This is a genomic window from Sodalis sp. RH21 (genome assembly GCF_047324175.1).
GTDB lineage: Bacteria > Pseudomonadota > Gammaproteobacteria > Enterobacterales > Enterobacteriaceae > Acerihabitans.
In genome coordinates, this window is sequence record NZ_CP178732.1 from 3,409,124 (window position 1) to 3,430,946 (window position 21,823).

The following is a 21,823-nucleotide window of genomic DNA, read 5'->3' on the forward strand; positions in this document are numbered from 1 at the left end:
CAGCCGGCATGCGGCCACAGCAAGAGTTAAGCGGCCCGGGCAGACGGTAATAACACTCTATCGTGCCATTCTCCGCCCCGGTAAGAGGGTTTAGCTTTGCGGTAATAAGGGGGACTTATTACCCCACTAACGTCAGCGGCCGGTTATCGACCGTGCGCTTTGACATTAATGCCAGCAGTATCTTTTTCACTTCTTCAGCGGGCTGCGACAGCGGCAGATGATCGGACATGCAAAATGAGAGGGATACCTGTACATCGGGATCAATGATTTTCGCCATCCAGGCATTGGCGGCCGGCAACATCATCCTGGCGGCGGACTCGGGCATGATCGTACAACCTAGCCCTGCTCCCAGGGCGGCATTCAACGTGGTCTGGGATTCAATTTCACATTTTACCCGATAGGCCAGCCCCGCATGGATAAAGGCATCGTCTACCGCTTTACGCATGATGTTATAGATGCGCGGCAAGAACAGGTCATAGCGCGCCACCTCGGCCAGGGTGATGGTTTTAGCCGCCTTGGCCAGCGGGTATGGGCAGACAAAACACAGATGTTCTTTCATCAGCGGCATGAAACGCAGGCCGTGAATCTCGCGATTGCCATAGATGACCGCCATGTCCATGCGGCCATTCATAATCAATTCGCTGAGCGTCGTGCCGAAGTTCTCGTTAAAATAGAGCACGATGCCCGGATGCCGGCGCTGCACCTCTTCCATCAGCGGCAGCGCCAGCTGCTGGGCCGCGGTGCCCGGCGCCAGGCCGACGGAAACGCTGCCGGAAAGCGCCAGCGCGGAGCCATCGACGTCGCTTTGCGCCTGATCGCATTGACGCAGAATCACCTGCGCATGGGTATACAGTATCTTCCCCGCTTCGGTGGGCGTCACGCCGCGCTTGGTGCGTATCAGCAGTTGCTGCTTAACCTCGCCTTCCAGCGTCGCTAGCTGCTGGCTCAGGGCTGGCTGGGCGATATGCAAAATATCGGCGGCTTGGGTCAGGCTGCCGACATCGACAATTTTAATGAAATACTTCAGCCGACGGAGATTCATATGCTCTTCCTACCAACAATACGCATAACCTGATTGAAGCAATATCAGTGCCAATACGCTGAATTCCGGCATAATCTTTTAAGATCCAAACATTTATGTTTAAAAAACAGTACGGCGGGCGCATAAATCCGTGGGGGCGCCATAAAAGGTAAAAAACCCGGTGCGCACTGTTTGGGTGCAAAAAAACGTAACAAGCCGTTATCTTCAGATATTGTTTTGTGTTATGCCGCCACAACAAAGCGCTATTGGATTGTTTACCCCTTTCGTCATTACTCTTCTCCTGGACACCGCGTCTTCGCGCTAATTATCACTGACTCACGCCGCTGTTTGGTCTACATGCGCCGGTTACATGGCGGCGGTCTGTTACTCTGACTTTTGGAATCCCAGGACCATGCCTGATATCGCCGATCGCTTAAAGAATGTTGCCGTTTCCGCCTCCGTCGCCATGACCCAAAAGGCGCGGGATCTTGCTGCCCAAGGCATACGTGTCGTCGGCCTCTCCACCGGCGAGCCTGACTTTCCGACACCGGGACATGCGATAGAAGCCGCCTATGCCGCGGCACTCGCCGGCGATACGCGCTACCCGCCCACCGATGGCACGCCGGCGCTGCGCGCCGCTATCCAGCGCAAATTCAAACGTGATAATCATCTGGACTACGACATTAGCCAGATCCTGACGGCGGGCGGCGCCAAGCAGATAATCTTTAATGCGATCCTGGCCACCATCAATCCCGGCGATGAAGTGGTGATCCCCACCCCGTCCTGGATTAGCTATGCCGACATCGTCAAATTCGCCGGCGGTATCCCCGTCCCCGTAGCGTGTTCGCAAGCCAATGGGTTTAAGCCTTATCCCGCCGATTTAGAGGCGGCGATTACGCCTAAGACCAAGTGGCTGCTGCTTAATTATCCCAGCAATCCCACGGGTTCGGTCGCCACCCGCGCCGAGATTCAGGGGATCGCCGACGTTATGCTGCGTTATCCGCAAGTGTGGATAATGACCGACGATATCTACGAACATTTGATTTACGACGGCGTCGCGTTTTACACGCTGGCCGAAGTTGAACCGCGCCTTTTTGATCGGGTATTGACGGTCAACGGCGTATCAAAGGCCTATTCCATGACCGGCTGGCGTCTTGGCTTTTGCGGCGGGCCGCAAGACTTGATCAAAGCCATGAGCAACGTCAATACGCAAAACAGCGGCGGCGTCACGACCTTGACCCAGGCGGCGGCCGTAGCGGTGCTTGACGGGCCGCAAGATTTGCTGAAAGAACGGGCGGAAATTTACCGCCGGCGCCGTGATTATGTGCTGGAACGTCTGACCTCGGTGGAAGGGCTTAGCTGCCATAAACCCCAGGGCGCGTTTTATCTTTTCATTAATATCGCCGCGTTTATCGGCAAGACCAGCCCGGGCGGACGTCCGATTATCCATGATGCGGACTTCGTGATGGCGCTGATTGAAGAGCAGCATGTGGTGACCGTCCAGGGCGCGGCTTATGGCATGAGCCCCTATTTCCGCCTGTCCTACGCCACCAGTATGGCAATGTTGCAAGAGGGATGCGACCGGATCGCGGCTTTCTGCGCCGGCATTCATTGAGGATCAAACCATGCCCGCCACGGCCGTATCGACGCCCTGGTTAACTGCGCCGGCGTCAATCCGCGCCGTACGGGTCAAAGACCGGCGGCTTTTTTCAGAGGCGGACAACTGTTATGCAGGCGCATAAGCCAGCGGCCGATCTCTCCTGCGACGCTAATCGCCTCGCGCGCATCGCTTTTAATCAGCTGGATATACTGGCCGGGCTGGACTTGGCCAAGGCGCCATAAATCCTCTTCGATGATGCCTGCAATCTTTGGATAGCCCCCGGCGGTATTCGCATCGCTGAGCTGGATGATCGGTTCGCCCGCCGGCGGAACTTGCACGATTCCCGGCACCAGGCCATAGGAGCGCATCTCGATAATCTTTGATGGCATAATCGGCTCGCCGGACAAGCGGTAGCCGGTGCGGTTACTTTGCCGGGAAACCCGCCATAGCTGTTGCCAGAAGCGGTCGTGATCGTCGCGGAAGAGTTCGTATTCCCCCGAGGGAATGGCCCGCAGCTGGATAACCCCGCCGGAAGTACAGGGAAAGGCCCCCGCCATGGCGACCGCAGGCGGTTCGATACCCATGCCGCTTTCGGGCAAGGGCAACGCCGGTGTTTGACCAAAAGGCAAACGATCCCCCGGTTGCAGCGAACGTCCCTGGTGGCCGCCAAAGGCGCCGCGCAACGCGGTGCTGCGCGACCCCATCACCAGCGGCACATCGATGCCGCCAGCCACGCAGAGATAGCCGCGGGCGCCGTTGCGGGGAAAATTGATTTCCAGCTCCTGCCCCGGTTTCACGCGGCAGCCCCACCAAGGCGGCAGCGCCTCGCCATCGAGGTATGCGCGACAATCGGCTCCGGTCAGGGCAATGCCGGCGTCCGTCAAAAAACGAACCCGGAAGGGAAACAGCTGGATTTCCAGGCAAGCGGCATTCTCGTCATTGCCCAGCAAAATATTGCCCGCCCGCAGGGCCAGCGAATCCATTACCCCGCTCACCGACACCCCCATATGGCGATATCCGCAGCGTCCTAAATCCTGGACGGTATTCAGCGCACCGGTTTTGATAATTTCAATCACAGCTCAATCCTTTCGGGTAAAAACCGCACGTTGTCCCCCGGAGCCATCAATGCCGGGTGCTCCGCCCATGGATCAAAAACCGTTAATTCGGCAAAACCTATGGCATTCCAGCCATTGGGTCCGGTCAAGGCCGACACCCCCGCCTGTGCGCCGCCGATGGTGACGGTGCCTTTCAGCATATGCAGCGAAGGCACTTTTTTGCGCGGCGTGGCGATGGTCGGGTCGAGGCCGTGCAGATAACCGAAACCCGGCGCGCTGCCCAGCGCAAAAACCGTGTAGCAGCCCTGCGAGTGACGGCGGATGACTTCTCGCGCCGGCAACCCGGTGTGCCGGCATACCGCATCCAGATCGGTGGCGTGTTCGCCGCCGTAAATCACCGGGATTTCGATCAACTTGCCGTTCGGCGCCACCCCTTGCGCCTGCGCCCATACCTCCTTTAATCCTGCGAGCGTGGCATCATAATCAACGGGGGTTTGCCGGAATAAGACCAGGAGGTTGGTCACGCCGGGAATGACGGATTCCACATCGTCCCGCGCACCGAGTAAAGCGGCCAGGGACCATATGCGCCGCTGGGCCGGCAGAGCAAAATCCCCCGGCGCTTCGATCAGCCATGCGCGGCTGCCGATGGTAGAAATTTTCACCTTATCGCCGCGCTCGGCCAGAATAAAAGAGGCGCGGGGATGCGCCTCGCCAGACAGCATCGTCATCAATTATTCCAAAGGTTCGAATTTAAGGCTGGCTAAAGGCTGCACCCTATCTTCACGAACCATTTGGTATTCGGTGTCGGGTCCAATCCATTTATTCCAGATTTTGTCGATGGTGCCGTCGTCATCCATCCCTTTTAGGCTGGTATTGACCTTCGCCAGCAGCGCCGGTTCGTCTTTGCGCATGCCGACGCCGATAGGTTCCAGCGCCATCGGCTCTTTGATCATGCCCAGCTCGATACCATCTTTTTTGGCCTGCGAAATCATTTTGATGCCGGTCATGGTATTCGTGACAAAACCAACGGCTTTGTTCTGCTCCAACGCCAGGAAAGCGGAGGCCGCGTCCTGGAAGGTCACCGCTTTCGCCCCCGCCAGATAGATAGATTGCTCCGATGTGGTGCCTTTGGTCGCACTGATACGCTTGCCTTTAAAGTCCGCTCGGGTTTTATCGACATTGGGTTTTTTCACCAATAACATTTCTTTAGCGACATAATAGGGATCGCTGAACTGAATTTGTTTGCCGCGGGTCTTGGTATAAGCCAGGTTGGCAATCAGGACATCGGCGCGCCCGGTAGCAATAACCGCAATACGCGCCTCGATGGACGTCGGCATCAAATTGAGCTTCAGCCCCATTTTGTCCGCCAGCGCCCCGCACAGGTCGACATCCATTCCCGCCAGTTGGCGGGTTTGCGGATCGGGGGACGAAAATGGGGGCACATCCGAATAGACCGCGCAGTTTAACTCACCGCGCGCCTGGATATCAGCAAGGGCATCCGCTTGCGCCCCAGAGCAGGTCATCATCAATGGCAGAGCCAGTATGGTGCAAGACAGTAACTTCAGTTTCATCAATATTTCCCCGGCATTTTTATTTAACAGCGTGTGGCAGGGATATCCCCGGCTCATCCAGCGCAATGCTGGCGAATGAAGCAATGCAATATAGAAACAAAGAGATAACTCACTACCCTACCTGCGCCACCCCAGTATCCCGACTATATAAGTTCCAATTTGGCTTGTATAAGAGGTAAACCCTGTATGGCGATATGCATTTTGTATGACTGAAAAAACCGCGGCGCGGGTGAAACTGGCTATAAGCAAAAACTATCCAGGCAGAACAAAATTATCTTAACCCCCGCCCGGCATACCGCTTTAGGGTAAGGCAGGCGTCCAGGGTAATGGGAAGATAATTCCAGTGATAAAGCGAGATTGAAGGTTGAAAATAAATTCCAGAATGGGGATTCTGCTTAAAATAATGGCAGCCTTGTGTGCAACATTAATGCTGGCCTGCGTCAAGGGCTTGGGCGGCGGGATACCTACCGGGGAAGTTATTTTTTTCCGCTCCTTTGTCGCCTTATTTCCTTTGCTGATTTGGTTAAAATTCCAAGGCAATATCCTGGCGCTGATCAAAACCAAAAATATCTTCGGCCATTTAATCCGTGGTTTTTCCGGCACTGGCGGAATGTATTTCAACTATCTGGCGTTAGTCTATATCTCTCTGGCCGATGCCACGGCTATCAGTTATGCCGCGCCTTTATTTACCGTGGTGATGGCGGCGATTTTGCTGAAAGAACATGTCCGGTTTTCCCGCTGGCTGGCGGTTATCGTCGGGTTCTCCGGCATCTTGGTGATGCTTTCGGCGCATTTGAATGCCACGGAGTCTTTTTTCTCCGGTGACGCCGCGCGCGCCACATCCGGTATTGGGATTATGTTCGCCCTGCTCGCCGCATTTTGTTCCGCAGCCTCCTCGGTGCAGATTCGTTTTCTCAATGGGGTGGAAAAACCGGGCGCCATTGTTTTTTATTTCTCGTTAATGACCATGCTGATTGGTTTGGCCACGATATTCCTCGGTTGGCGTATGCCCGATGCGCTACAGCTCCTGCTACTTATCGGCTGCGGATTCTTTGGCGGAATGGCGCAAATCCTGATCACGCTCAGTCTGCGCTATGCCGACGCGTCGCTGCTGGCGCCTTTTGATTACACCACGCTGCTTTGGTCGATGCTGATTGGTTATTTCTTTTTAGACAACCTGCCCACCTCCACCACTATCATTGGGGCGGCTATCGTTGCGACCGCGGGTATTTTCACCATCTGGAGCGAACGGCGCCTGCGCAAGCCGCGTATCGTACGCGGCATAAATTAAGCAGGAATCGGCGGCCGGACGCGGGCCGTCCGGCTTAACTCAAATCAACATTCCTGCTGCCGAACAGCCAGGTGATAATGAACCCCGCGGCGTAAGAGACCAGCAGCCCGGCGACGTAAACCAGGATGCCGGCATAAATGCCCCGGGCCGAGGTCATCAGCGGAATGGACACGATGCCGGAGGGGCCGAAAACGGTATTGAGGCCCACCGGCAGGCCCAGATAAGCCACCATCCCGAGGAAGAAGCCGCCGACGGCGCCGCCCAGACAGGCGGTGATAAAGGGCTTCACCCTGGGCAGCGTCACGCCGTAAATCAGCGGTTCGCCAATGCCGAGAATGCCTGGAACGATCGCGCCCTTGATCTGGGCACGCAGCACCGAGCCGGCCTTGGCCCTGGCGAACAGCGCCATCGCCGCCCCCACCTGGCCCCCGCCGGCCATGGCCAGGATGGGAAACAGCGAATTAAACCCCTGGGCGTCCATCAAGGCGAAATAGACCGGGACAAACCCCTGATGGATGCCGAACATGACCGCCAGCAGGAACAAACCCGCCAGTACGGCGCTGCCGAACGGGTTGCCGTTGAGATGTAAAAACAGCCACGACATGCCTTTAAACAGCGCCCCGCCGGCGGGCATGATGACCACAAACGTCACCGCCCCCATAATCAGGAGGGTGACGACCGAGGTGAGTATCATATCGAGATTATCGGGCATGCTCTTGCGCACCGTGCGCTCGACCCAGGCGCCCAGGATCGTGGCGATCAGCACGCCGATAATGCTGCCGCGGGGATCGATGGGCAGGCCGAAGAAGCTGTCGATGCCGGCATAATAACCGACCTTGGCGTCCGGGACGTAGCCCAGCACAAACAGCGAGGCGATGATGGCGCCGTTCACCCCCGTGCCGCCAAACGCCTTTTGCGCGTTATGGCCGATCAAAATGCTCAAAAAGGCGAACAGGCCTTTACTGAAGACTTTCATATAGCCAATCATGCCCACCAGCCAGGCATTGGGCGACGTTACGCCGATCACCATGCTTTGTTCCAGCAGGGTGGCGATCCCCAGCAGTAAGCCGGCGGCGATAAAACCGGGGATCAGCGGGGTAAAAATGGTGGCGAACTTGCTGAAAAACCGATGAATGGCGCTGCCCTGCTTCGCTTTGACCCGCTGTTTATTCCCGGCGGCGATAGCGCGCAGATCCTTGGGGGAGGCCGCGCGGCCCGGTTCGGGGCGGTCCAGCGCGGCATTGATCGTTTCGGCGGCGGTTTGCGCTTTGCCGGGGCCCAAAACAATCTGCAACTGATGGTCCCCTTCGATAACGCCCAGCACGCCGGGAATGGTTTTCAGCGCCGCGCGGTCGATCCGCGTGTGGTCTTGCAGGGTAAGACGCAGCCGCGTCATGCAGTTGCCGCAAACCGCGACGTTATCGCGGCCGCCGACAAAACCTAAAATCTGTTCGATCGTTGCTTCAGTGATTTTCGCCATCGGATTGACGTCCTGTACGTGACTGCCCGGATAGATTGCTGCGTTGTGTTGGAACATTGCCCGCGCCGGCGAGCGGAAGGCGCGTCGTAGAGTGTATCCGCCATGCGCCGGTTATGCATCGCGTATCATTCGATCCCTTATAACGTCACCGCACGGGCAGTAACACCGGCGGCGAAAAAAGAGGTCTAGAATAGGACCCCTAAACGCTTAAAATAATGACAGGAAAAAGGTATGCCCACATTGTATGAGCCCGTTAATATCGGCGCCCTTGAACTGAGCAATCGTATCGTCATGGCCCCCTTGACCCGGATGCGCTCCGTCGACGAGCGCAGCCCCGGCCCATTGGCCAAAGAATATTATGTTCAGCGCGCCAGCGCCGGTCTAATCCTGACCGAAGCCACCTCGGTGTCGCCGCAGGGCGTGGGGTATCCCAATACCCCGGGAATCTGGTCGGAAAAACAGGTGGCCGCCTGGCGCGAGGTGACCGACGCGGTGCATCGGGCCGGGGGGAAAATCGTCATCCAGCTATGGCATGTGGGGCGTATATCCGATCCGGTCTATCTCAACGGCGAATTGCCGGTGGCCCCCAGCGCCATCGCGCCGGAAGGCCATGTGTCCGTACTGCGGCCGCTGAAACCCTATGAAGTGCCGCGGGCGCTGGCAACGGAAGAAATCCCGGGGATCGTCGAAGATTATCGCCGCGGGGCCGAAAACGCCAAGCGCGCCGGTTTCGACGGGATTGAAATCCATGCGGCAAACGGCTATCTGTTCGATCAGTTCCTGCATGACGGTTCGAACCAACGCACCGATCGATACGGCGGTTCCATCGCCAACCGGGCGCGTTTCCTTTTGGAAACCGTGGATGCCTTATTATCCGTCTGGCCGGCGGACCGGTTCGGCGTGCATCTCAATTTGATGTCCAGCTCCTATTCAATGCATGATTCCAATCCCCGGGACATGTTCGGGTATGTGGTCAAGGAACTCGATAAACGCCGGCTGGCCTTTATCTTTGCCCGCGAAGCGCTGGATTTCCCGGACCGCATCGGGCCGCAGGTCAGAAAGACCTTCTCGGGGGCCTGGATTGCCAACGAGGGGCTGACCCAGGCGTCCGCCGAAGCGTTGATTAGCCGAGGCGAGGCCGATGCGGCGGCATTCGGCAATCTCTATATCGCCAATCCGGATTTGGTGCGGCGGTTTAAGCAGCACGCCGAGCTCAATGCCCTGAATACGGAGACGATTTACGCCGCCGGCGGCACCGGTTATACCGATTACCCCGCTCTTCCCTGACGGGCCTGGAGCCGGCGCCGGGGGTAGCGACCACGCGGCCCGGGTCCCCGGGCGCTGCTTGGCGGCCTATTGATCAAGGCAAAGCCCGCTTCGGTTATTGAAGCGGGCTTTTTTTGCCGTCAGCGGCCCCGCACGCGGCTATTCAGCGCCAGCCCAGGGCGGGAGCGATCTGGGTCAGGATGGCCTCTATCACATGGGCGTTGTAGTCGACGCCCAGCTGGTTGGGCACGGTCAACAGCAGCGTGTCGGCCTCGGCAATCGCCTCGTCCTGCGCGAGCTGTTCGATCAGCACATCCGGTTCGGCGGCGTAGCTGCGGCCGAAGATCGCCCGGGTCTTCTCGTCGAGAAAACCGATCTGGTCGCCCTCACGGCCGCTGTTGCCGAAATAGGCGCGATCCCGCTCATCCACCAGCGCGAAAATGCTGCGGCTCACCGACACGCGCGGCGCCCGGGCGTGGCCGGCGTCCCGCCATGCCGCACGGTAGGCCCGGATCTGCTTGGCCTGCTGGATATGGAAAGGTTCCCCGGTTTCATCGTCCTTGAGCGTCGAACTTTGCAGGTTCATCCCCAGCTGCGCGGCCCAGACCGCGGTGGCATTCGAGCCCGCGCCCCACCAGATCCGCTCGCGCAGGCCGGCGGAGAATGGCTCAAGGCGCAAGAGGCCGGGCGGGTTCGGGAACATCGGCTGCGGGTTGGGCTGGGCGAAACCCTCGCCACGCAGAACATCGAGCAGCGCCTCGGTATGGCGCCGGGCCATGTCGGCGTCCGTCTCCCCCTCGGCGGGCTGGTAGCCGAAATAACGCCAGCCCTCGATCACCTGCTCTGGAGAACCGCGGCTGATGCCGAGCTGCAGGCGCCCGCCCGAGATCAGGTCGGCCGCGCCCGCGTCTTCGGCCATGTAAAGGGGGTTTTCATAGCGCATATCGATAACGCCGGTGCCGATCTCGATACGGCGGGTCCTGGCGCCGACGGCGGCCAGCAGGGCGAAGGGCGAACTGAGCTGGCGGGCAAAATGATGCACCCGGAAATAAGCGCCGTCCGCCCCCAGCTCCTCCGCGGCCACGGCGAGATCGATGGATTGCAACAGCGCGTCGGCGGCCGAGCGGGTTGCCGATTGCGGCGAAGGCGTCCAGTGGCCAAACGACAGAAATCCAATCTTCTTCATGGCGTATTTATCCTTCTATTCAGGATGGCGGACCCATAGGTCGCCAAGATCGTCCGGCAGTGCCTGGCGGACGCGGATATCACTACTTGCAAACGCTATAATAACCCCTTCTGGGTTTTTGGCATCCACCGCGGCGAAAAACCATGCCGGCCACGCCGCCGGCGCCCCCATATTCCCCATGGCGTGATTTTCCGCGGTCTGAAGCGTGGTTCGGCCCGTGGTATTTTATCCGCCGATAGGCTATTTTTATCACAGACTGCCTGGTTTATAACCGTATCCGCTTCATGTCGTCGGCAGCCTATCTGGCATGGTTTGTACGTCAATGCCCCCCTGCACCTACCCAGAGAACCCTCATCATGACCAACAAAAAAATACTGATGCTGATCGGCGATTACGTTGAAGATTACGAAACCATGGTGCCTTTCCAGGCGTTGCAGATGGTCGGCCATCGCGTCGATGCCGTCTGTCCCGATAAAAGTAAAGGCGACTATGTGTTGACCGCGATTCATGATTTCGACGGCGCGCAGACCTACAGCGAAAAACCCGGACATCGTTTTGTACTCAATGCCGACTTTGCCCACACCCGGGCCCGGGACTATGACGCCCTGGTGATCCCCGGAGGACGGGCGCCGGAATATCTGCGTTTGAATCCGCAGGTCATCAAACTGGTGCAGGATTTCGACGCCGCCGGCAAACCTATCGCCGCCGTCTGCCACGGTCCGCAGATATTGGCGGCGGCCGGCGTGCTCAAGGGGCGAACCTGCAGCGCCTACCCCGCCTGCGCGCCCGAAGTGCGCCTGGCCGGCGGTGAATTCGCCGAAATCGGCATCGACCAGGCTTATGTCGACGGGAACCTGGTCACGGCGCCGGCCTGGCCGGCCCATCCGCAATGGCTGGCAAAATTCCTTGAACTGCTGGACAAATAACCCTCTTCCCGTCAATCGGGACGAGCGGCATTAACGCACAACAACGGTGCTACGCACCGTTTTCGCGCACCCGGACCGCCCCGGTTCCAGCCCGCCGCCCCTGCCGCCGCGAACCGTCGATTGGCATCGGTCTTGCATACGCTTGTATATACAAGGACAGACATCAGCATCTTTTTTCCCGCACAACCTCTTGAAGGAAACCGCCATGATTTCATACCGAGCTTTGCAAAAATCCCTGGTCGTCACGTTCTGTTCCGGGCTGCTGATGACATCAATGAGCTTTGCGGCCGCGCCGGAGCCCGGCGCCGTCAAAATGGGGGTCGAACCCTGGCTGGGGTATGGCCAGTGGCATGTGGCCAATCATTACGGCATGTTTAAAAAACACGGTCTTGAACAGGTTGAGGTGATTAACTTCGCCGAAGATAAAGATATCAATGCCGCATTGGCCAGCGGCCAGATCGATGCCGCCAATATCGCCACCCATACCGCCATGGGGATGATCGCGGCGGGGCTGCCGGTTAAAGTGGTGCTGCTGCTCGATCAAAGCCGAACCGCGGATGCCATGCTCACCGGCAGCGGCATCGACGGCCTTAAAGATCTCAAAGGCAAAAGCGTCGCGTATGAGGAAGGCACCACCAGCGACATCCTGCTGCACAGCGCCCTTGCCTCCGCCGGCCTGACCATCAAGGATATCAAGCCCGTTCCCATGCCCGCCTCGTCCGCCGGCACCGCCCTGATTGCCAAACGCGTCGATGCGGCGGTGACCTATGAGCCCTATCTCTCGGTGGCTAAAAAAAATGACCCCTCGGTGCGGATGCTGTATAGCGGCCAGAACGATCCCGGCTTGATCAGCGATGTCCTGGTGGTGCGCGATGACGTGCTGAAAAGCCGCCCCGGCCAGGTCGCCGCCCTGATCGCCACCTGGGACGAGGCGCTCGCCCACTACAATGGCAACACCCAAACCGACCGGGCGATTATCGCCAAAGAAGTGGGCGCCACCGCGGACGATCTTAACAGCGCCTTCGACGGCGTTAAATATTACACCCTGGCGGAAAACAAACAGGTGCTGGGCAATGAGTTCAGTAACGCGACCTTCCAGCACGTACTGAAAGCGGCGACGGACGCCGGCATTATCACCGCCCCCGTGACGGCCGCCCAGGTGATTGACGCCAGCTTCGTCAACGCGGAATAAATAAAAGGTTCCGGGCTCATGAGTGTATCCAAAATGACCGGCGCAGCCCCTGCGCCGCGGCCGCGTAAACGCCGGCTGGGTTTGCTGACCATCGGGCGCGCGCCGACGCGCGGGCAGTTTGTCGGTATCTCGGTCACGGTGTTTGTGCTGCTGATCGCCGCATGGTGGGCGGCCACCAGCAGCGGCGCCATACCGGCGCTGTTTTTACCGGGCCTCGATCGGGTATGGCAACGCATGGTGGCGCTGGCGACCGAGGGAACCCTGGCCAGCGATATCAAAAGCAGTCTGTACCGCATCGCCATCGCTTTTGTCATCTCCTCGGTGATGTCCATCGTCATCGGCGCCCTGGCCGGCTGTTACGGCCTGTTCAAAGCCATCGTCGAACCCCTGGTGGATTTTATCCGCTATATGCCGGTGGTGGCGTTCGTGCCGCTGACCATCCTGTGGACCGGCACCGACGATTTCCAGAAATTCCTGGTCATCTGGATCGGCACGTTTTTCCAGCAGGTATTGATGATGATCGATGCGGTTAAACGCGTGCCGTCCGATTTTGTCGGCCTGGGGCGCACGCTCGGCATGCCGGATCGCGCCATTATGCTGAAGATCGTGCTGCCCGCCGCCATGCCGGCGATCTGGGACGCATTGCGCATCAGCCTCGGCTGGGCCTGGACCTGGCTGGTGCTGGCGGAATTGGTGGCCTCCACCTCCGGCCTGGGCTATCGCATCGTGGTGTCGCAGCGCTATTTCCAGACCGACACCATTATCGGCTACATCCTGCTGCTGGGTTTCCTCGGCCTTATTACCGATCAGGTGATGCGGGCCGCGGAACGCGTGCTGTTTCGTTACAACCGGAGGCGCGGCTAATGGCGACGCTATCGCTGCATCAATTGGAAAAAAGTTATCCGCTGGGGAAAAGCCGCCACCAGGTGATCAAGGGTATCGACCTGACGCTCAACGACAATGAATTCGTGTCCATCGTCGGCTCGTCGGGCTGCGGCAAAAGCACGCTGTTGTCCATAGCGGCCGGATTGGAGGAGTTTGACGCCGGCGATGTCCGCGTCGACGGCCGATCCATCACAGGCCCGGGGATTGACCGCGGCGTGGTGTTTCAGTCCTATACGCTGCTGCCCTGGCTGACCGCCCGCCAGAATATCGAGTTCGCCTTGAAGGCGGCGGGCACGCCCGCTCGCCATTGCCGCGATATCGCCCAGCAACACCTCGAACTGGTCAAGCTGGGCCAGTCCGGCGATAGCTGGCCGGGTGAATTGTCCGGCGGCATGAAGCAGCGGGTGGCGATTGCCCGCGCGCTGTCCTATCGGCCGAAAATTTTGCTGATGGATGAACCGTTCGGCGCGCTGGATGCGATGACCCGTCATCAAATGCAGCAATTGCTGATCGAGATCTGGGAAAAACATCGCCTGACCGTGATGTTTGTGACCCATGATATCGAAGAGGCGGTCTGGTTATCGGATCGCATCGTGGTGATGGGGCAAGGCGTGATCGACGATGCCTTTGATGTCAGGCTGGCGCGGCCCCGCCACGAAGAAATGAACCGCGACCCGGAGTTTATCAATTTGCAACATCTGGTGCTGGATCGCATCCGCCATCCGGCCATGTCCGTCTAAGTCAGGGAATTATTGCCATGTCCGTTATCTTTCACGACCTCTCCGGCAGCGATGTATTACCGGATGCTTTATTTAAACGCACTGAAACCGATCTGTCCTTTTTCAGCGAACGGGTCGCGCCCATTATCGAGGCGGTAAAAACCGAAGGGGACGCCGCGCTTATCCGTTTTGCCCGCAGTTTTGACGCGGTAGTGCCGGAAACCTTCGCCCTGCGCGCCGAAGAAAGCGAGTTCGAACAGGCCTTTGCGCGCATCGATCCGGAGGTGATCGCGGCCATCCGTTTTGCGGCGGGCAACATCCGCGCCTTCCATGAAGCGCAGAAACCGGAAGAGATGTGGCTCAAGGAGATGCAGCCCGGCGCTTTTGCCGGCGATCGCCATGTGCCGATCGATGCCGTCGCCTGCTACGTACCGCGCGGCAAAGGGTCGTTTCCCAGCGTGCTGTTGATGACCACCATTCCCGCCATCGTGGCCGGCGTACCCCGGCCGATAGTGATCACCCCGCCGGGACCGGACGGCAAGGTGGATGATGCGACGCTGGTGGCCGCCCGTATCGTCGGCATCAGCGAAATCTATAAATGCGGCGGCGCCCAGGGGGTAGCGGCCGTGGCCTACGGCACCGAAACCGTGCCCAAATGCCTGAAGATCGTCGGCCCCGGCAGTCCGTGGGTGGTGGCCGCCAAGCGCCAGCTGACCCATCTTATCGACCCCGGCGTGCCCGCCGGTCCCAGTGAAAGTATTATTCTGGCCGACGACAATGCCAACGGCGCCCTGGCGGCGCTCGATCTGATTATCGAATCCGAGCACGGCCCCGATTCGTCCGCCTGGCTGGTGACCTCCAGCCGGCGCGTCGCCGAACAGGCGATCAAGGTATTGCCGACGCTTTGGGCCAAGCTGGATGCGCAGCGTGCGGACTTCTCGCGCCGGGTATTGTGCGGCGAGCACGGGGGCATCGTCCTGACCCGCGACTTTGAGACCGCCGTCGCGTTCGTCAACCGCTATGCGCCCGAACATCTGGAGATCCTGGCCGATGAACCGATGGCGGTCATGGCCAAGATCCGCAACGCGGGGGAAATTCTGCTGGGCAACCATACGCCGGTCACCTTGGGGAATTTCGTGCTCGGGCCCAATGCGGTGCTGCCCACCAACGGCGCGGCCAAAACCGCCGGCCCCCTGTCGGTCTTCGATTATATGAAGCGCATCTCCATTGGTTACGTGACCGCCGCCGGCTATGACAACCTGGCCGTCAAGGCCAAGCGTTTCGCCGAATATGAAGGTTTCACCGGCCACGCGCTGGCCGTTTCCGCGTTGAGGCAACAATTCCTCAAGGGTGAAACCGATGTCTGAAGACGCGAAAGCGCCGTACGCCGCCCAGGCCAGGGCGTTGGCCAAAGCCGGCGACTGGCAGGGGGCCGGCGAACGGCTCAGCCGGTTGATCGCTGAAATCACCGCGACGCCGGTGCTGGGCCTGAAAATCAACCGCGATCAATATAGCCTCAATTCCCTTAACGGCCAGGTGCGGCTGGCGGACAACCGCACGCTGTTTTTTAAGTATCACCATGAAGACGGCGAAGATCAGACCATTGAGGAGTATTACCGCGCCGGCTTGTTGCGCGATGCGGGGTTCCGGGTGGACGTGCCGCTTTATGCCTGCGGCGAGCCCGGCCGGCAAATTCTGCTGTATGCCCTGCGCAGCGATAAGCGGCTGGCGGAAGTCTGCCACGATATCGAAGATCGCCTGGACTGGCGGCATATGGACGCGGTGGTGGACGCCCAGCAGCGGGCGGATTGGGCGCTGTGGGCCTGTTGCCGGCCGACGCTGGTACCGGGCAGCCGGGAAAGTGTGGTCAAGGAACCGATACACCAGCTGTTTTATCACCGGCTGGTTTCCCCGGGCGAACCGGCGGGCCTGGGCGGGCGGGTAAAGCAATTTTACGTCGATAAAGATTTTCAGCTGGCGCAGGAATGCATCCCCTGGCGGGACCTGGGCCGCTTGCAGTGGGAAATCAACGGCGTGGTTTATCCCCATACCCTGGAGCAATTGTTCCTGGAAGCCGGCGCGCGGCTGGAACCGGCGGCCCTGGCCGGACACGGGGCGCTCACCGCCCATGGCGATGCGCATAATGCCAACGTCTGGTTCGATACCTGCGGCGGGCAACCCGAGCTGGTGAGTTTCGACCCCGCCTTTGCCGGCAGCGCGATCCCGGCGCTGCTGGCCGAAATCAAGGCCACCTTCCACAATATTTTCGCCCATCCCTGCTGGCTGTATGAGCCGGAACGCGCGGCGCAGCGCTACCAGGTATCGGTGAGCCGGCAAGGGGATCGGCTGAAGGTCACCCACAACTGGCAGCTTACGCCGCTGCGCCGGGCGTTTCTCGCGAGCAAAGGGACGTGGTACTGGCGGCCCCTGCTGGCGGAACTGCAACAACGTGGCTGGCTGCCGGGGCATTGGCAGCGCATCGTCAGGCTGGCGATGTTCTGCTGCCCGACCCTGGTGCTGGATCTGCGGGCCGGCGGCCATAGCGGACATACGCCGGTCAGCTCGGCCCTGGGCCTGGCGCTGGCGGTTATGTTGGGCAGCGGCGGCGAGGATGATTTCACCCGCTGGCTCGACGATCTCGTGGGGGAGGCGCAACCATGAAGGCAGTAAGATTATACGGTATCGGCGATATCCGTACCGAAGAGATGCCGTTACCCCGTCCCGGACCGGGGGAGATCAGGCTGAAAGTGCTGGCGGCCGGCATCTGCGGCTCCGATGTGCACAACCTGCGAACCGGCCAATGGATATCCCGATCCCCCGCCACCCCGGGCCATGAATTTTGCGCCGAGGTCCTGGAATGCGGCGATCGGGTCAGCGGTTTCGCCCCCGGCGATCGGGTGGTGGCCGATTCCCGCGTATGGTGCGGCCGCTGCCCGGCCTGTGAACGAAACGACTTTAATCTATGCGACCAGTTGGGTTTTGTCGGCGAGGTCTGCGACGGCGGGTTCGCCGAGCAAGCGGTACTGCCGGCCCGCAACCTGATCAAGGTTGCCGCGGATCTGCCGCCGGCCATTGCGGCGTTAAGCGAACCGCTGGGGGTCGCGCTGCGGGCGGTTAACCAGCTGGCCCCCGCCCCGTCCGCCGTCGTGCGGGTCACCGGCGGCGGCACCATCGGCGGGCTGGCGGCCCTGCTGCTGCATGCCGTCCACGGCTGCCGGGTACAGCTTATCGAACCGAACGCGCAGCGCTATGATCTGATAGCGCGTATCGTGCCCCTGGCCGAACCGGGCGAATTCAGCCTGGCGGTTGAAGCCACCGGCGTAGCCAGCGTACTCAATGCGCTGGTAAACGGCATCACGCCGGGCGGGCGTATCGCCTCGGTAGGTATTTTCCATGGCGACGTGACGCTGAATGTTAACCGCCTGGTGGAACGTGAGCTGTCGCTGGTGGGGTGCAGCGTGTTTCGCGACGAGCAGCGCCAGGCCGTTGGCTTATTGCCCGGCCTGATGGCGCCGCTTATGACCATCAGCAGTCCGCCCATCGGCCTCGACGCGGTGCCGGCGGCGTTCGCCGCCCTGCTGGCCGGAAACAGTCCGTTCCTGAAAACGCTGATTGTTCCCTGAACCGATCGAACCCTGAAAGGAGATCATATGACCCCAGCACTCCCCGCCTTCTCCCTGGAAGGAAAAACCGCGCTGATCACCGGCGCGTCCCGCGGTATCGGTTTTACCCTCGCACGGGGGCTGGCGCAGGCCGGGGCCACGGTGGTCGCCGCCGGACGCGACGCCGCGACGCTCGACGCCGCCGTTAGCCGGCTGAAGCACTGGGATGGGGGCGCCACCGGCCTGCTGCTGGATGTCAGCCGGGGCGAAAGCATTACCCGCGCCTTTGGCCGCTTCGAGCACGCGCCGCTGGATATCCTGATCAATAACGCCGGGACCGAACAGGTCTGCCCTTCCCTTGACGTGGACGAGGCGTTATGGCGGCGCATCGTGGATACCAACCTGAAGGGGGCGTTTTTCTGCGCGCAGGCGGCGGCGCGGCTGATGGTCGGCCGCCATGGCGGCTCGATGATCAATATTTGTTCCCTGACCAGCCGGGTCGGCGTGCCCGGCGCCGCGGCCTACGGCGCCTCCAAATCGGGACTGGTGGGACTGACCCATACCCTGAGCACCGAATGGGCCGGGCGCGGCATTCGCGTCAACGGCATCGGACCGGGCTATTTCAGCACCGACCTGACCCAGGTGTTTTACCAGGACCCGCAGTGGTGCGACGCGATGCTGGGCAAGATACCGCTGGGCCGTTTCGGCGAACTGGATGATTTGATCGGCGCGGCGGTATTTCTCAGCTCCGATGCCGCACGCTACATCACCGGCCAGGTGCTCTACGTCGACGGCGGTTATCTGGCCTCCGTCTGACGCCATGGCTCTTTACGGCCATGCGGCATCCGTTTGCCTACACTAAGCAACGCCGCCGGCCCGTATTTATTTAGCCGGCTCATCCGCTCAGCCGTGGGACTTTTGCCTCGGGCCGCCGGCCATCAGGTTTCGCGCCGGCGAAGTAAATGCGGCCCCAGTTCGTCCAGGCTGCGGCAACCGAGCTGCGCCAGGGTGCGATCGATTTCCTGCGTCAGCAAGCTTATCGCCCGGGCCACCCCGGCTTCGCCGTCCACCGCCACCGCATAAAGCATCGGCCGGCCGACCAACACCGCATTGGCCCCCAGCGCCAGCGCCTTGATGATATCGGTGCCGCGCCGGATGCCCCCATCGATCAGAATCCTGGCCTGCGGGCCGCACGCCTGCCTGACGGCGGGCAGCACCGCCAGCGGGCTGGCGCTGCCGTCCAGCTGGCGCCCGCCGTGATTGGACAACATCAAACCGTCAGCCCCCAGCGCCATGGCCGCCTGGGCGTCCTCGACGGTCATAATCCCTTTCACATATAATTGGCCCTGCCATAACGACCTGATCCACGCCAGGGTTTGCCAATTCAGCGCATCATCCATCTGCTGGGCAAAATAGGTCGCCCCGCCCACCCCGCGCTGGTATGGCGGCGGAAGATAGGGGCGCAGGTTGCCGAAGCCCGGCATGCCGCCGGGTGCCAGCGTGCGCAATACCCAGCCGGGATGGCGCGCCACGTTCAGATAACTGGCCAGGGACAGTTTCATCGGTTTGCGGTAATGGCGCTTATCGCGCTCGCGGTTGCCGAAATGAACGGCGTCCACCGATACCACCAGGTTGGTGCAGCCCGCCGCCCTGGCGCGGCGCAGCAAATCGACGGTCACCCGGCGGTCTTTAAGGACGTACAATTGAAACCAATGCGCCCCGCCGGCCATGTCCTCCAGCGACGCGGTGGACACGGTGCTTTGTATCCAGGCGATACCGGCGCGCGCGGCCGCCTGGGCCAGCATCCGATCCGCCCCGTGGCGCAACATGCCGTTATAGCCGGTAGGCGCAATCAGCAACGGCGCGGCCAGCGCGGTATCGCCCAGCCGTACGGCAAGGCTGCGGACGCTGGCATCCTTGAGCACCGGCGCGACGAATTGCCAGCGGGCGAACGCCGCGCGGTTATCCGCCAGGGTCAGCTCATCGTCCGCCCCGCCGTCGACGTAATTAAAGGCAAAAGCCGGCAAAACGCGCCTGGCCCGCCGGCGGTAATCTTCCAGATTCACGATCATCTCGGTACCCTGTTTAGAACACGCCGCGGACGCGGCCATGGCGCCTGGCGCGGTATTTGCTTGTATATACAAGTAATGCAATGACTATGCCACATCAGGCAGCGATTTTCACCAGGCGCCGCCGGCGATAGCCGCCGGCCGCGGACAAGCGCAGCGCGCGTTTCCCCTTGCCGGGGCAGCAACCGCACCGGGTTTGTGCAGACCTGATTGGTCGTGTAGACAGGATAGCTCCGCCTGGTGCTTGTATATACATCTACAATTGTTACCAGTACACTAAACTTAACGTTGAAAGTGATGAGGTGGCGGGATGACCGGGCCGACAAAGATTACGCAACTGACCGAATCGATGGGGGTGCAACCGGCGCCGCTGTATCAGCGGGTAAAACAGGCCATTATCAGCCAGATCGCCAACGGCGCCTGGAAACCCAACCAGCGCATTCCCTCCGAAAACCAGCTGGTGGATGAACTGGGCGTAAGCCGCATGACGATTAACCGCGCGCTGCGCGAGCTTGCCAGCGAAGGCTATCTGCTGCGGATGCAGGGGGTGGGGACCTATGTTGCCGAACTGAAGGTCCATACCACGATTATGGAAGTGCATAATATCTCGGACGAGATCGCCGGCCGGGGCCATGCGCATACCAGCAAAGTGGTAACGCTCAGCGCCGCGCCCGCGGACGATGCGCTGGCGGAGACCTTTGCGATTACTCCCGGGAACCCTCTGTTTCACTCCCTGATAGTGCATTATGAAAACGCCATCCCGGTCCAGTTGGAAGAGCGCTGGGTCAATCCCGCCATGGCGCCGGATTATTTGTTGCAGGATTACGTACGACAAACCCCCTATATCTATCTTAACCAGGCCGCGCCGCTCACGTCCGGCGAGCATATTATCGAAGCCGTGGCGCCCACGGCCGCGCAATGCAAGCTGTTGGCCATCAAGAAAAGCGATCCGTGCCTGCTGATCAGCCGCCATACCCGGCACCAGAATACGCTGGTGACCTATACCAAACTGCTGTATCCCGGCGCGCGCCATCAATTGCACGGCAGTTTTATCCGGCATGGCTAATCCCCGCCATGATGCCTACATCCAGGTGATTATATGGAGCGTGCTGGGCCTGCTGTCCGGCTATTTAACCGAACGTAGCCTCCAGGCGAGCGCGGCGGCGAAACGGCCGCGGCTAAAGCGCCTTGCGCAAGGTGATGTTGATGCGGTGCGGCCCGACCAGCGAATGGTAGCCTTCTTTGACCGGCAGGATGCCATGGAAGCACAGCCGCGACGGGCCGCCCCACACCACCACATCGCCGTGCGCCAGCGGGATGCGCTGCGTTTTATCGCCGCGCTGCAATCCCCCGAACTGGAACACCGCCGGCAGGCCGAGCGACACCGACACAATCGGCGCGCCGAAATCATGCTCATCTTTATCCTGATGCAGCGACAGCTTGCTGCCCGGATCGTAGCGGTTCATCAGGCAGGAGTCGGGCACAAACGGCGCGAAGCCCGCCTGCTGCGCCGCTTCGTCCGCCAGCGCCATTAAAATATCGGGGATGGGCGGCCAGCGTTTGCCGCTTTGCGCGTCCCGTTCCGAATAGCGATAGCCGCGGCGGTCGCTGGTCCAGCCGTTGCCGCACCAGCTCATCGCCACCGACATGGTGTAACCTCCCGGCGTGGTCATGTGCCGCCACGGCACCCGGGCGATCACGCCGTTCACCGCCGCCAGCAGTTCCGGCCCGTGATTGCGCACAAATCCGTGCATCACCACCGCCCCCGGGGCGATTTGTTCACGCCACGGCGCGGGCATGGCGTCTTCAAAAAGATCGATGGTCATAGCAACCCCTGTATAGGCATACAGTTTTATTTTAGCTATTCGGCGCCGATTGTCCAGCATACGCCGCGCCGCTGATCCTACAGACGCGCCCCAGCGGGCGGATAAGTTAAACCGCCAGGGGGGATAAAGGGAAA

Annotated in this window: 20 protein-coding genes; 12 read left to right on the forward strand and 8 right to left on the reverse strand. The window is 60.4% G+C overall.

The genetic code is table 11. The features are described 5' to 3' along the window. Window positions 1–118: 118 nt before the first annotated feature. Entirely contained in the window at window positions 119–1,042 is a 924-nt protein-coding gene (nac, locus tag ACL2XP_RS15600) for a nitrogen assimilation transcriptional regulator NAC (RefSeq protein WP_413733715.1), read from the reverse strand. A gap of 391 nt (window positions 1,043–1,433) precedes the next feature. On the opposite strand from nac, the gene ACL2XP_RS15605 reads away from it, so the two are divergent. Continuing rightward, window positions 1,434–2,636: a pyridoxal phosphate-dependent aminotransferase gene (locus ACL2XP_RS15605; protein ID WP_413733716.1), complete on the forward strand. Its 1,203-nt coding sequence runs from the start codon at window positions 1,434–1,436 to the stop codon at window positions 2,634–2,636. 74 nt (window positions 2,637–2,710) lie between these two features. On the opposite strand, the gene ACL2XP_RS15610 is transcribed toward ACL2XP_RS15605, so the two are convergent. Genes ACL2XP_RS15610 through ACL2XP_RS15620 form a run of 3 tightly spaced genes read right to left on the reverse strand, consistent with a single transcriptional unit; the run spans window position 2,711 to window position 5,247 of the window. Then, on the reverse strand, window positions 2,711–3,697 hold the full coding sequence (locus ACL2XP_RS15610) for a biotin-dependent carboxyltransferase family protein (RefSeq protein WP_413733717.1): 987 nt from the start codon (window positions 3,695–3,697) through the stop codon (window positions 2,711–2,713). After that, a complete protein-coding gene (gene pxpB / locus ACL2XP_RS15615; RefSeq protein WP_413733718.1) occupies window positions 3,694–4,404 on the reverse strand; it encodes a 5-oxoprolinase subunit PxpB in 711 nt (236 codons plus the stop codon). Before pxpB ends, ACL2XP_RS15610 begins: the two co-directional genes overlap by 4 nt. Before the next feature lie 3 nt (window positions 4,405–4,407). Beyond that, on the reverse strand, window positions 4,408–5,247 hold the full coding sequence (locus ACL2XP_RS15620; protein ID WP_413733719.1) for an ABC transporter substrate-binding protein: 840 nt from the start codon (window positions 5,245–5,247) through the stop codon (window positions 4,408–4,410). Window positions 5,248–5,617: 370 nt separating this feature from the next. Here ACL2XP_RS15620 and ACL2XP_RS15625 point away from each other — a divergent pair, with 370 nt between their 5' ends. Then, complete coding sequence (locus ACL2XP_RS15625; protein WP_413739176.1) at window positions 5,618–6,538, forward strand: DMT family transporter; 921 nt, start codon at window positions 5,618–5,620, stop codon at window positions 6,536–6,538. Between the two features lie 34 nt (window positions 6,539–6,572). Here the strand turns inward: ACL2XP_RS15625 and murP are convergent, their stop codons facing one another. Beyond that, window positions 6,573–8,018: a PTS N-acetylmuramic acid transporter subunit IIBC gene (murP, locus tag ACL2XP_RS15630; RefSeq protein WP_413739177.1), complete on the reverse strand. Its 1,446-nt coding sequence runs from the start codon at window positions 8,016–8,018 to the stop codon at window positions 6,573–6,575. A gap of 231 nt (window positions 8,019–8,249) precedes the next feature. Between murP and ACL2XP_RS15635 the strand changes: the two genes are divergently transcribed. Beyond that, entirely contained in the window at window positions 8,250–9,305 is a 1,056-nt protein-coding gene (locus tag ACL2XP_RS15635) for an alkene reductase (RefSeq protein WP_413733721.1), read from the forward strand. 142 nt (window positions 9,306–9,447) lie between these two features. On the opposite strand, the gene ACL2XP_RS15640 is transcribed toward ACL2XP_RS15635, so the two are convergent. Then, a complete protein-coding gene (locus ACL2XP_RS15640) occupies window positions 9,448–10,470 on the reverse strand; it encodes an LLM class flavin-dependent oxidoreductase (protein ID WP_413733723.1) in 1,023 nt (340 codons plus the stop codon). 356 nt (window positions 10,471–10,826) lie between these two features. Here ACL2XP_RS15640 and ACL2XP_RS15645 point away from each other — a divergent pair, with 356 nt between their 5' ends. From ACL2XP_RS15645 to ACL2XP_RS15680, 8 genes are all read left to right on the forward strand, one after another. Beyond that, window positions 10,827–11,396 carry a DJ-1/PfpI family protein gene (locus ACL2XP_RS15645; RefSeq protein ID WP_413733724.1) on the forward strand — a complete coding sequence of 190 codons (570 nt, stop codon included), beginning with the start codon at window positions 10,827–10,829 and terminating at the stop codon, window positions 11,394–11,396. Window positions 11,397–11,601: 205 nt separating this feature from the next. Then, window positions 11,602–12,588 (forward strand): ABC transporter substrate-binding protein, encoded by a 987-nt coding sequence (locus tag ACL2XP_RS15650; protein ID WP_413733726.1) that lies wholly within the window; start codon window positions 11,602–11,604, stop codon window positions 12,586–12,588. Window positions 12,589–12,621: 33 nt separating this feature from the next. Next, window positions 12,622–13,452, forward strand: a complete 831-nt coding sequence (locus ACL2XP_RS15655) for an ABC transporter permease (protein WP_413739178.1) — start codon at window positions 12,622–12,624, stop codon at window positions 13,450–13,452. Then, complete coding sequence (locus ACL2XP_RS15660) at window positions 13,452–14,213, forward strand: ABC transporter ATP-binding protein (protein WP_413733728.1); 762 nt, start codon at window positions 13,452–13,454, stop codon at window positions 14,211–14,213. The genes ACL2XP_RS15655 and ACL2XP_RS15660 overlap by 1 nt, the downstream gene beginning before the upstream one ends. A gap of 17 nt (window positions 14,214–14,230) precedes the next feature. Further along, window positions 14,231–15,559 carry a histidinol dehydrogenase gene (gene hisD, locus ACL2XP_RS15665; RefSeq protein WP_413733730.1) on the forward strand — a complete coding sequence of 443 codons (1,329 nt, stop codon included), beginning with the start codon at window positions 14,231–14,233 and terminating at the stop codon, window positions 15,557–15,559. After that, window positions 15,552–16,853 (forward strand): hypothetical protein, encoded by a 1,302-nt coding sequence (locus tag ACL2XP_RS15670; protein WP_413733731.1) that lies wholly within the window; start codon window positions 15,552–15,554, stop codon window positions 16,851–16,853. Before hisD ends, ACL2XP_RS15670 begins: the two co-directional genes overlap by 8 nt. Continuing rightward, a complete protein-coding gene (locus ACL2XP_RS15675) occupies window positions 16,850–17,815 on the forward strand; it encodes a zinc-dependent alcohol dehydrogenase (RefSeq protein WP_413733733.1) in 966 nt (321 codons plus the stop codon). Before ACL2XP_RS15670 ends, ACL2XP_RS15675 begins: the two co-directional genes overlap by 4 nt. Window positions 17,816–17,842: 27 nt before the next feature. Then, window positions 17,843–18,610, forward strand: coding sequence for an SDR family NAD(P)-dependent oxidoreductase (locus ACL2XP_RS15680; protein WP_413733734.1), 768 nt, complete (start codon window positions 17,843–17,845; stop codon window positions 18,608–18,610). A 122-nt stretch (window positions 18,611–18,732) separates the two neighbouring features. Here ACL2XP_RS15680 and ACL2XP_RS15685 read toward each other — a convergent pair whose 3' ends face one another. Then, complete coding sequence (locus ACL2XP_RS15685; RefSeq protein WP_413733735.1) at window positions 18,733–19,866, reverse strand: alpha-hydroxy acid oxidase; 1,134 nt, start codon at window positions 19,864–19,866, stop codon at window positions 18,733–18,735. A 307-nt stretch (window positions 19,867–20,173) separates the two neighbouring features. Between ACL2XP_RS15685 and hutC the strand changes: the two genes are divergently transcribed. Then, entirely contained in the window at window positions 20,174–20,929 is a 756-nt protein-coding gene (gene hutC, locus ACL2XP_RS15690) for a histidine utilization repressor (protein ID WP_413733737.1), read from the forward strand. Between the two features lie 112 nt (window positions 20,930–21,041). On the opposite strand, the gene alkB is transcribed toward hutC, so the two are convergent. Beyond that, window positions 21,042–21,689 (reverse strand): DNA oxidative demethylase AlkB, encoded by a 648-nt coding sequence (alkB, locus tag ACL2XP_RS15695; protein WP_413733739.1) that lies wholly within the window; start codon window positions 21,687–21,689, stop codon window positions 21,042–21,044. Between the last annotated feature and the right edge of the window lie 134 nt (window positions 21,690–21,823).

Coding starts and splice junctions, on each gene's coding strand:
- ACL2XP_RS15650 (WP_413733726.1), top strand. CDS start 11,602: ATGATTTCATACCGAGCTTTGCAAAAATCCCTGGTCGTCACGTTCTGT.
- ACL2XP_RS15645 (WP_413733724.1), top strand. CDS start 10,827: ATGACCAACAAAAAAATACTGATGCTGATCGGCGATTACGTTGAAGAT.
- ACL2XP_RS15675 (WP_413733733.1), top strand. CDS start 16,850: ATGAAGGCAGTAAGATTATACGGTATCGGCGATATCCGTACCGAAGAG.
- ACL2XP_RS15670 (WP_413733731.1), top strand. CDS start 15,552: ATGTCTGAAGACGCGAAAGCGCCGTACGCCGCCCAGGCCAGGGCGTTG.
- ACL2XP_RS15680 (WP_413733734.1), top strand. CDS start 17,843: ATGACCCCAGCACTCCCCGCCTTCTCCCTGGAAGGAAAAACCGCGCTG.
- hutC (WP_413733737.1), top strand. CDS start 20,174: ATGACCGGGCCGACAAAGATTACGCAACTGACCGAATCGATGGGGGTG.
- ACL2XP_RS15685 (WP_413733735.1), bottom strand. CDS start 19,866: ATGATCGTGAATCTGGAAGATTACCGCCGGCGGGCCAGGCGCGTTTTG.
- ACL2XP_RS15635 (WP_413733721.1), top strand. CDS start 8,250: ATGCCCACATTGTATGAGCCCGTTAATATCGGCGCCCTTGAACTGAGC.
- hisD (WP_413733730.1), top strand. CDS start 14,231: ATGTCCGTTATCTTTCACGACCTCTCCGGCAGCGATGTATTACCGGAT.
- ACL2XP_RS15655 (WP_413739178.1), top strand. CDS start 12,622: ATGACCGGCGCAGCCCCTGCGCCGCGGCCGCGTAAACGCCGGCTGGGT.
- ACL2XP_RS15620 (WP_413733719.1), bottom strand. CDS start 5,247: ATGAAACTGAAGTTACTGTCTTGCACCATACTGGCTCTGCCATTGATG.
- nac (WP_413733715.1), bottom strand. CDS start 1,042: ATGAATCTCCGTCGGCTGAAGTATTTCATTAAAATTGTCGATGTCGGC.
- ACL2XP_RS15605 (WP_413733716.1), top strand. CDS start 1,434: ATGCCTGATATCGCCGATCGCTTAAAGAATGTTGCCGTTTCCGCCTCC.
- ACL2XP_RS15660 (WP_413733728.1), top strand. CDS start 13,452: ATGGCGACGCTATCGCTGCATCAATTGGAAAAAAGTTATCCGCTGGGG.
- alkB (WP_413733739.1), bottom strand. CDS start 21,689: ATGACCATCGATCTTTTTGAAGACGCCATGCCCGCGCCGTGGCGTGAA.
- ACL2XP_RS15640 (WP_413733723.1), bottom strand. CDS start 10,470: ATGAAGAAGATTGGATTTCTGTCGTTTGGCCACTGGACGCCTTCGCCG.
- pxpB (WP_413733718.1), bottom strand. CDS start 4,404: ATGACGATGCTGTCTGGCGAGGCGCATCCCCGCGCCTCTTTTATTCTG.
- murP (WP_413739177.1), bottom strand. CDS start 8,018: ATGGCGAAAATCACTGAAGCAACGATCGAACAGATTTTAGGTTTTGTC.